At 60.3% G+C, this 9,136-nt stretch carries 10 protein-coding genes; 2 read left to right on the top strand and 8 right to left on the bottom strand.

Going from position 1 to position 9,136, the window contains the following annotated elements; genetic code table 11:
• Positions 1–260: helix-turn-helix domain-containing protein (locus BUE39_RS33310; RefSeq protein WP_143169544.1), on the bottom strand; the 260-nt coding region annotated here is incomplete at its 3' end.
• A gap of 12 nt (positions 261–272) precedes the next feature.
• Positions 273–578, bottom strand: a complete 306-nt coding sequence (locus BUE39_RS34730) for a hypothetical protein (RefSeq protein ID WP_090518891.1) — start codon at positions 576–578, stop codon at positions 273–275.
• A 144-nt stretch (positions 579–722) separates the two neighbouring features.
• Between BUE39_RS34730 and BUE39_RS34725 the strand changes: the two genes are divergently transcribed.
• On the top strand, positions 723–1,058 hold the full coding sequence (locus BUE39_RS34725) for an NYN domain-containing protein (RefSeq protein ID WP_143032052.1): 336 nt from the start codon (positions 723–725) through the stop codon (positions 1,056–1,058).
• 221 nt (positions 1,059–1,279) lie between these two features.
• On the opposite strand, the gene BUE39_RS34720 is transcribed toward BUE39_RS34725, so the two are convergent.
• The 6 genes from BUE39_RS34720 to BUE39_RS33280 all read right to left on the bottom strand — a co-directional run bounded on the left by BUE39_RS34720 (position 1,280) and on the right by BUE39_RS33280 (position 7,440).
• The gene (locus BUE39_RS34720) at positions 1,280–1,549 is read right to left on the bottom strand and encodes a hypothetical protein (protein WP_143032051.1); all 270 of its coding nucleotides are present in this window, start codon (positions 1,547–1,549) and stop codon (positions 1,280–1,282) included.
• 212 nt (positions 1,550–1,761) lie between these two features.
• The gene (locus tag BUE39_RS33300) at positions 1,762–2,526 is read right to left on the bottom strand and encodes an enoyl-CoA hydratase (protein ID WP_073432934.1); all 765 of its coding nucleotides are present in this window, start codon (positions 2,524–2,526) and stop codon (positions 1,762–1,764) included.
• A 57-nt stretch (positions 2,527–2,583) separates the two neighbouring features.
• A complete protein-coding gene (locus BUE39_RS33295; protein ID WP_200799540.1) occupies positions 2,584–3,873 on the bottom strand; it encodes a ferredoxin reductase domain-containing protein in 1,290 nt (429 codons plus the stop codon).
• A 44-nt stretch (positions 3,874–3,917) separates the two neighbouring features.
• Positions 3,918–5,612 (bottom strand): amino acid adenylation domain-containing protein, encoded by a 1,695-nt coding sequence (locus tag BUE39_RS33290; RefSeq protein WP_084561550.1) that lies wholly within the window; start codon positions 5,610–5,612, stop codon positions 3,918–3,920.
• Positions 5,613–6,417: 805 nt separating this feature from the next.
• Entirely contained in the window at positions 6,418–6,603 is a 186-nt protein-coding gene (locus tag BUE39_RS33285; protein ID WP_073432932.1) for a hypothetical protein, read from the bottom strand.
• A 42-nt stretch (positions 6,604–6,645) separates the two neighbouring features.
• Entirely contained in the window at positions 6,646–7,440 is a 795-nt protein-coding gene (locus tag BUE39_RS33280; RefSeq protein ID WP_143169543.1) for a response regulator transcription factor, read from the bottom strand.
• An 841-nt stretch (positions 7,441–8,281) separates the two neighbouring features.
• Between BUE39_RS33280 and BUE39_RS33275 the strand changes: the two genes are divergently transcribed.
• On the top strand, positions 8,282–8,992 hold the full coding sequence (locus BUE39_RS33275) for a TorF family putative porin (protein ID WP_159442618.1): 711 nt from the start codon (positions 8,282–8,284) through the stop codon (positions 8,990–8,992).
• The last annotated feature ends 144 nt before the right edge of the window (positions 8,993–9,136 follow it).

The raw sequence follows: 9,136 nt of genomic DNA, 5'->3' as shown, positions 1-9,136 counted from the left end.
TCCCGGATCAGGTTCAACGCGCGCTCGGCCACGCCGTCTGCCAACTGGTAATTGCTCGGGTGTCCACGATGCCGTGACAGCAGTCCCGAAGCACCCTGGCTGCGATAGCGCACCGTCAACCGCTCAACCTGACGCCGGCTCAGATGGAGCCGTTCTGCGGCCTGCCATGTCATCAGCATGCCGTCGACCACCGACTGGATCGTCCTGAGCCGGTCTACCTCGCGCATCGTCATGGTGATCGTCCCGGATGTCGTCGTCATGCGAGCCTCCCGTCAAAGGTCAGCCAGCATGACATGCGACGTTTCAGCTTTGCCCAGGTACGACACTACAGCTTTGCCGTAACATTGTTTGTAAGTGATAATTTGTCTTATGTCAAATGTAGAAATGGGTGCCAAGGATTGGGTGGTCGTCCCGTTTGTTTGCATAAACTTGTTTCCGTCTTTTGCAGAAATTTGTTCTTGGCGTATCGGGCCAACGGCCTGCCCTGTCCGCGCTTCGGCCATGGTCACGACTTCGTTGGCTGCGGGAACAATATTATGCAACTGCGATTTGTACAATATTGTTCCCAGCTGGCTCATGGCTCCCGACTGCCCGCTGGCGGACGCGAACAACTTTACGCAAACCAACGGCAACAGCCCCGTACCAAAGGCTCAGCTTCTCCCACTTTGCACCGGCAAACTTAGGCGCGAGCGCTGTCATCGGCATTCAATTCGGCGCTTCACTTGGGGGCGACACACTTCAAACGTTGGTACGGGGAACAACTTTCTGAAAGACCTCTTGAAGCAAACTTGTTCTCGAAGTCAGCCCCAAATCGACTATCCACTCGCGGGAACAAAATTACGCGCACCAACGGCATTGGCCTCGGTCTTTCCACGATGGCAGATAGCGGAGCGGTCGAAGAAATGATCGTCATGACCGGCAACACCGACTTGATTCCGGCGCTCAGACTTGTTCGCTCCCGTGGTTTTCAAGTGTCAGGCGTAGCATTGCCAAATTACGCCATCATTGGCGAGCGGAGGCAGCATCTCGACCTCTTCCGCTCCGTGGCCGCCTGGTAACCCTCACTCTCTGGCCGCTCCCACCAAAGATATAGGCCAAAGGGCGGCCAGCAAGCACATGCATCGTCCAGCAACATGCGAAATGGTGGGCGCGACGCTCGCCGCCCTCAATCACGCAAACTCGCCCGATATCGCAGAACCGTCTCGTGTCTAAGCCAGAGCGGGCGACCAATAGACGCCCCACTACCCGGATTGGTTTGGAAGGTTCTTCGAAGTGGAAACTATCTGAATTCACTATGCCGCCACTGGCGGTTTGAATTCACCGAATGCAATAAATATGGCCGATTCCCCTCGAAGCGTTGCATTTTTTCCGACTCGGATCGAACATGCACCTCGAAGGAGATTTTCTGACCGCCCCCTGCCGGATGCGGGCGGCCGTAGCCGATCCGGCCCGGTGCTTCTAACTTCTCCGAAGCGGACGCACGTGCGTTCGAGGCAGCTTCATCGAAGATCAATTGCAGGAAACTGAATGCAGAGTCGTTCTGTCTCATCTGGCGTTCGCCGATGCAAAGGCGAATGCTCCTCGCGGATATGACTCGAATGGTGACCCGTCGGCACAGTACCCGAACTCGCCCACGACAGATTTATCATCGCCGTAGATTCTGGAAATTACTTCGCACATTCTTTTGGGGTGAAGATTGACGATTCCAAACGGCGGAGCATTACTCTGGACGAGGCGTTGCATTAGTGCGAGTCGTCCTTTCTAGCGGCCCTTGAACTCGGGCGTTTTTTTCTCGACGAAAGCGCGCATGCCCTCCTTCTGGTCTTCCGTTGCGAACAGTGCGTGAAATGTTCGCCGCTCAAACAGGAGCCCCTCGCGCAAACCCAGTTCGAGGGCGCGATCGACCGCCTCGCGGGCGACCATGGCAGTCACCTTGCCGTACCCGGCGATCGTCGCGGCAGCGGCGAGCGTTTCTTCCATCAACCGATCGGCGGGAATCACGCGGGCGACGAGCCCCGCGCGCTCGGCCTCGTCGGCCGCCATCGTGCGTCCCGTCAGGATCATGTCCATCGCCTTCGCCTTGCCGATCAGTTTCGTCAGGCGTTGCGAGCCACCCATGCCCGGGATCACACCGAGCCTGATTTCAGGCTGGCCGAAGACTGCGGTTTCGGCGGCGAATATCATGTCGCACATCATCGCCAGTTCGCAGCCGCCACCGAGCGCAAAGCCCGATACGGCGGCAATCTTCGGCGTGCGTAGCGCCGCAAAGTTATCCCAGCCAGCGAAAAAATCCTCGTTGAACATGTCCATGTAGGATTTGCCCCGCATCTCCTTGATGTCCGCGCCTGCCGCAAAGACCTTCTCGGAACCGGTTAGCACGAAACAGCCCACCTGCGGATCGCGATCGAGCGTTTGCATCGCGCAGACAATCTCCTCCATCACTTCGGAACTCAATGAGTTCATCGCTTTGGGGCGGTTCAGCCGGATGACGGCGACCCGATCCCGGCGTTCGATCAGAATGGTCATGCGAACCTCTCAAGAAAAAAATGGATGATCTGCGTTGCACCAGACACGCCGTCACGATCAGGAGTCCCAGATCGCGCCGTAAGCGGGAATCCCCCGGCTTTCCATGCCGTAGACGACTGCATTCGTGAGTTTCTGGTTTGCAATGCAGATCACGGCCTCTGCATTGAACTGCGTGTAGGCAGCGTAAGCGAGCCGAACCATGTCGGGCTTGCCTTGCGTATCGGTATCCCAGATGATTGCGCCCGGCTCTGCCTGAAGAATCTCATCTAACAGTGCGTCGCCATATGTCTCGCGAGGGCTCCTGGTCGACCAGACAAGCCGGGCTGGCACCCGTTTCGCCAGCAGATGGGGGAGCACCGGTCCAATGCCGCTGCCGGTCGCGACATAGACCACGCGGGTGAAAAGGGTTTCGATGTTGGCCACCCCGGCAGTGGGGATTCCTTTGACCCAGACGTGCGACGGCGCGTCGTCGATGAACGATCCGCTCCAGTCTCCGGCGCGGGAAACGATGAGGCGAAAGCCGTTCTCCCGAGGCGCGGGGATGTTGGCGAACGAATGCCATTCGAACAGAGGATGACGACTCACGGCGGTCGACGATCCGGGGAAAGGCGTGACGCCGTGGTCAAAGCGGACTATGGCCGCATGAGACGATGGCGTGTCGATCCTGACCGGCACCTTGCGCAGCCGCGTCCACGGAAGCGCAATGCTAGTCGTGAGGACAGCAAGCATCCACCATCCGGGCGACGAGAGCAGCGCGTGCGCGAGACCTGCGCCGCCTCGCTGGTCGTTGATGAACATGACGCTCTGCGTCCAGAACAGTAGTAGTGCGGCCCATCCACCGAAGCGGTGCGTCTTTTCAAAGCTGTTGTGGAAGCGGGCGCGAACGGCGGGCAGCGCCATCAGTACGATGACGAGCAGAATCGCGAGCAACGCATACGTCACCCAGACGATGCCGACTGACACGCCAGGCAATCCGTTCGCCAGCTGGAACGTCAGGGAACCCGCGAAAACTGCGAACCAGACCGTTGCGGCCGCAGCACAGCCGCTGTGCAAGCCCCCGAAGTGATAGACCTTCGCGAGCGTCCACCGGATCGACAGCGGCCAGCGCGTCGGCGCCCGCGTCGCCAGCCAGAACAACAGATTGATCACGTACTGTTGACGGATCAGAATCGCGATCGAGAAATTCACCAGAACCAGATTTGAAATCGGGCCGAGCGCAATCCCGTTCCTCGTCCACCACATTCCGCGCGTCACGCCAAACGCGAGAAACGCCAGGTTGATCGCTCCCACCAGACAGACGAGGCGGTGATAGTGCATCAGAGCCGGATGCCGCGCGAAGCGGCGCATGACGCCCTGTGGCATCGGCAGTTCAGCGTCGAGAGAACTTGCCGTCATGCTCTCACCTCGCAAAGCAGTGACTCCTCGACTGGACTGGCTTGCCGCTGCTGTTCTTCCAGTCGCTCGAGGGCAAGGTTCAGAAGTACGCGTTTGTCCACCTTGCCCCGACCGGTTAGTGGAAATGCGTCCATTGCGACGATCAGCGAAGGTGTGCAGTAGTACGGCAGCGCCGCTGCGACCATCTGACGCGCAACGTGAGTGTCGACAGAGCGGGGACAGACGAACGCGGCGAGATTGCGGCTGTCGAGCTTCAAGGCCACCGCATGCGTACACGACGGCACCGATTCGAGAACCGCGGACACGGAATCCAGCTCGACCCGAAAGCCGCGTATCTTGACCTGATCGTCCACCCTGCCCAGGTGCTCAAGCTCACCGTCCGGCGTCCAGCGGCCAAGGTCCCGGGTGCGGAACATCAGCCGTCCGTTGCCAAGAAATGGATCGGCTGCGTAGCGCTCGGTGGTCAACCGGGCGTTGTGCAGATAGCCTGCAGTGACACAATCGCCGCCTGCCCACATTTCGCCCACTTCGCCGATCGCACAGGGCTTGCGATGCTCGTCGAGGATATAGACCGTGTTGTTGGGTGTCGGCGTACCGATAGTGAGTCGCCCGGCCGACGGGTCATAACGCTGCACCGTATTGACGATGGTGGTCTCGGTCGGGCCGCAGGAATTGTGGAACGCGCAAAAGGCGGCCCATTTGTCCGCGAGCGGCTTCGGGCAGGGTTCGCCCGCGACCGCGACGACCTTGACGGTGCGGCACTGGTCCGCGTCCAGGGTGGCGAGGATTGACGGAGTCGAAATGATGACATCGACTTCCCTTGCAACCTGCGCGAAGCCTTCGCCGCGAATCACAAGCGTTGCGCCGTTTGCCAGTGAACCCAGGATTTCCCAGGCCGCCATGTCAAACCCGATGTTGAGCATCTGCGCCACCTTGACGCCGGGGCGCATCCCGAGAGATCCGGGTTCGGTCAGCAGGATGTTCGATACATTGCGATGTGTGACCTGCACCCCGTTCGGAACACCGGTCGTCCCGGATGTGAATAGAATGAAACACCGGTTGTCGGCATTGACATCACTCGCGACGGAGAGAGGAGCCGCGATATCCAGGTTGTCAGCTGCAGGTTCGTCGACATATTCGTCGATTGCGATGCACACGTGTCCGTCAGGCACAGGGACCAGGTGCTTTAGCCGGCCGAGCGTCAGGATCACCTTCGCCGAAGTAACATTGATGATGTGGCGAAGCTGAGTCTGCGGAGCCACGCCAGCATCCTGTGGAACGTATGCAGCGCCAGCCTTCAGCACGGCAAGAATGCCGATTACCATCGATATCGAACGCTGCAGAAAGAGTGCGACCGCGTCGCCCGTCGATACGCCGTGACTGACCAATGTGGCAGCCAGACGATTCGCCTGATGGTTCAATTCGCCATACGTGATGCTGTTTCCAAGATGCTGCACGGCAATGGCGTCGGGCTGCGCCGCAGCGTATTGCTCGAAAGCGTGATGCACGCAAGCGTATCTGGCCTCGACATGCGGACCCTTCCCGAACCATTCAAATAGCAATTGATCGGCTAGCGACAGGTTGCGTATTGCTTCCCTGTTAAACACTCGCGATGCTTCATACGCCGATACGTCAACAGATTCGAAGCGGTGTCCGGTTGCATTGGCAAAGCTATCTGGCGTCGTATGCATAGTCAGGTTTCCATGGTTGCATTCGTGGAGGTCTTCGTTCCGGCGGCACGCCGATCAATGAGAACTGTCCGTAGGTGCTAACCAGCGATCCAGATGTTGCTTCAATGACAATTGTTGAGTATTCCGGGGACGGTTTTGGCGAGTCGATAGGAGCTGATGCAGGGCCTGTTTAGCCGCTGCCTGAAATTCAGCTTCCCTAGATTCCGCTCGATGAATGGACACATTTTCACACCCTGGCTCGCTCCATTGCTTAGCTCACACGATGGTTACCCGCACGGCGGCAAACGGCAGTGCGATGGTCGATAAAGTCGGTCCATTTCTTCAGTGTTGGTGCGTGCATCAGACGATCCGCCGGCGCAACAGCCATGCTGCCTGGGCGAGAACGAAAGGGTTTGTTGCGGGCACGTCGCAGTGACCGGCACCGGTGCGTGCGCCAGCGGACCGGCATGGTGTGAGACCCTGGGCGCATCTGCCAGCAACAGCACAACGCGGCCGTAGCGCTGGAGGACGGTTTCGCGGTGCCGGTCACCCAACGATGGTCCATGAGGCGATGCTCGCGCTGGGCGTTGATCTGCAGCAGCCTTATCGCGGGATCGTGTGGATCGTGCGCGAGGTGCTCGTTCGGCCGATCCCTGTGGGCGCGTGCACGAGGTGCTGCAAGGGGACGTGCAGCAGACCGGCGCGATCAATCGCAACCAAAACGCTGATCATCTGGTACGGACAGGTGGAGACGTCTTGCCAGAGGAGAACGCAGCACATCAAGCGCGGTTGGTGCACTCCGCGGGCGCTGCGCAGACGCAGGCCGCTACTTCATATGCTCTTCGTCGTCGCCCTGTGCTGGTGACTGTGCGGCGGCCGCTGCGCGTACGGCGTCCGCGAAGCGCTGCAACGACGACAGCGAACCGCATACGCTGTGATATGTCTCCCGGCCGATCTTTGCATCGAGCAGCAACTGCATACCGGCGTTCTTCGCGATTTCGATAATATCCATTGTCATCTCCTTCCCGTTTCGCGGCTTGGGCTAAAGCGACGTTCAGGCATCGGCGACGTCAGCGCCCTGTTCGCGGGCATCGGACTGCATTGCGCATGAAGGTCGTGCCGCGCCAGGTTTCGGCGCGCCCGTCTGCCCATCAGGTGGGCTGACGGACAGGACGGAATCCAGCCTGTAGCCGAGCGCATAGACGGTCTTCAGATTCAGTCCGGATGCGTGCGATAGGCGAAGCTTCTTGCGCAGCTTGTAGACGTGCTGCTCAATGGAGCGCGAGGCGACGTGCTCGCGTGAACCCCAGACGCTGCCGGCAATCTGCGCCCGGCTCAGAAACCTGCCTGGATTCGAGAAAAACAGCCAGGCTATCGTAAATTCGCGCGGCGTCAGCGGTATCTCCACGCCATCGAGAGCCACCAGGCCGACATCTTTTCGCAACACGTAGCTGCCCAGTTCAATGGTGTCGGCACCTGCCGCCCGATGTGTCTCGCGCTGAAGCACGACATGCGCGCGCAGACGCACCTGTTCCAGGTCGTAGCGGTAGGCCACATCCGTGGCGCCGGCGTTGATCCAGCCTAGCATTGCCGCCCAGTCCGGGAACGGCGTGAGGACGACCACCGGCGTGCCCACAGTCGCATCGCTGTTGCGCGATGACTGCAGCACGTCGAGTAACAGTGAACTGTTCCGTGCATCGATCAGCACGAGGTCATACATGGTCGCACGCGCTGCGCGCAGGAAATCCTGTCCAGCGCTGAATGGCTCGATCACAATCGGGTCGCTGGCAAAACATCCGGTCAGATCGCGGGTCAATACAGGGTCTTCGGTCACGAGGGCAAATCGCACTACATTGTCTCCAGTCGGCCTGGCCCTTGAGAAGTCTTAGACGCAGGCCGGTTCAATTGTTGGCTGACGGCGCAGTCTTCGCCGCTCCAGCGTTCCCGGTCGGTTGGGGCGCTCATTGATGTTCCCTGGACTTTTTCGTGCGACCAGCCGTTGTCGGCTGTCTGCCCCGTCGATCGCGCTTGCCGCGTGACCCTGCCTCGCATCGAGTCTCTGCTCCGTAGGTGCCATCCTGATCGATGCGGGATGCATTCCGGTAGAAAATAATTGAGCCTCCTGCTGGCGTCCCTTGCTGCACGCCGGGCATGCCATCGCGTCGGTTCCATGAGGCGCGGCGCATCGCGCCGGAGATGTCAGCACATCCCTACCGGGGGTTGAGGGCGTACTGACAGTAGAAACCGCCTTTCCTGATCTGATATTTTTTTGCCCGCAACAAGCAACTGTGCGATCTTTGCATTGCGTCGACCAGCGTGACGGCGCTCACCGGTTTTTCGCGTCGTTTGCGACTTTCTTCGCGCCCGACGTCACTTGCGGTCATCTTTCCAATTTCACGCACGACCTCATGTCACCTGCGCTGGCCGCGGTATCACCGCCGACTGCGCGCTTTCTCTGCCGCTTCACGCGGCGCGGCGAGTTCATGACACCACTGACGTTTGCTCCGGAATTCTTCCGTTTGCGTTTATCGGTTAGGATTGCACGACCCGATGGGATGCATTATGCATCGCACCGGGTCGTGCAGATGGCTGGACGCCCAGTCGGTCAGCGTCCCAATCCACCGGAACTGTGAACCAACGATATGGAGTTGCGGCGTGCTTTGCTCCTGACTTGCCGCAAGGCGGCCGGTTTGTCCGTAGGCCGGGTTCGATGGTGCCCGCTGTTCGTCACCTTCGCCGTGTTATCGTCGCCCGCCGCGGCTGCGAGCGATGACTGGCAGTTCGAGGCAGGTGTCACCACTAACAAGGTCACGCGCGGCATGGACATCGGCAACAGGCAGCCGTCCGTCAGCGCAGGGGCCAACTGGTATCCGGGCAACGGTTTCTTTGCGGGCGCGTCGGCTGCGTCGCTGCGCTCCGCCCGCCGCCCCACCAACGGCGCGGAAGTCGTCGTCAACGGCGGATATGGTTGGCGCCTGGCCGGCGACTGGAGCGCCCAGGCCATGCTCTCGCACTACCAGTTCCTCCAGGGATCGCAGTCCTCGCGCTTCAACTACGACGAACTGGTGCTGACCGCGGGCTGGCGCGACTCCCTGTTCGCCTCGGTCGCGCTCTCGCCGAACACGGGCTTCGGGCCGTCGCCGAGTTCGCACGCCGTCGCCTACGATCTGGTCGGCCGCCTGCCGCTCGTGCACGGCTGGACCGCGACGGCCGGCATCGGTTACTACGATCTGCACTCGGTGCTCGGCATCGGCTACGTCTACGGCAACGTCGGACTGACTTACCAGTATCGCGCGTGGCAATTCGACGTGTCGTATATCGCCACCAACAACGAAGCCAAGGCGCACCTCGGACCGGGCGCGTCGAATCGCTGGATCGCCGATGCAATCTGGCATTTCTGAGCGGCGGCGTAACTTTTTACACGGCGACGCGCACCTACGGCTGTTTCCATCATGAATCGAGTTGCCATGACGCCCAAGGACCGCTCCGCCCCGCACCCGCCGTACGACGCGAGCCCGGCAGCGAACGGCGACGAGCGCGGCACG

The sequence above is a fragment of the Paraburkholderia terricola genome, from assembly GCF_900142195.1.
GTDB lineage: Bacteria > Pseudomonadota > Gammaproteobacteria > Burkholderiales > Burkholderiaceae > Paraburkholderia > Paraburkholderia terricola.
The sequence above is the reverse complement of the archived record's forward strand: the minus strand, read 5'-3'. Positions and strand labels throughout refer to the sequence as shown.

Bases quoted from the DNA above. Each gene is read 5' to 3' on its own strand.
- BUE39_RS34730 (WP_090518891.1), bottom strand. From the start codon at position 578: ATGAGCCAGCTGGGAACAATATTGTACAAATCGCAGTTGCATAATATT.
- BUE39_RS33290 (WP_084561550.1), bottom strand. From the start codon at position 5,612: ATGCATACGACGCCAGATAGCTTTGCCAATGCAACCGGACACCGCTTC.
- BUE39_RS33300 (WP_073432934.1), bottom strand. From the start codon at position 2,526: ATGACCATTCTGATCGAACGCCGGGATCGGGTCGCCGTCATCCGGCTG.
- BUE39_RS33285 (WP_073432932.1), bottom strand. From the start codon at position 6,603: ATGGATATTATCGAAATCGCGAAGAACGCCGGTATGCAGTTGCTGCTC.
- BUE39_RS34720 (WP_143032051.1), bottom strand. From the start codon at position 1,549: ATGAGACAGAACGACTCTGCATTCAGTTTCCTGCAATTGATCTTCGAT.
- BUE39_RS33295 (WP_200799540.1), bottom strand. From the start codon at position 3,873: ATGCGCCGCTTCGCGCGGCATCCGGCTCTGATGCACTATCACCGCCTC.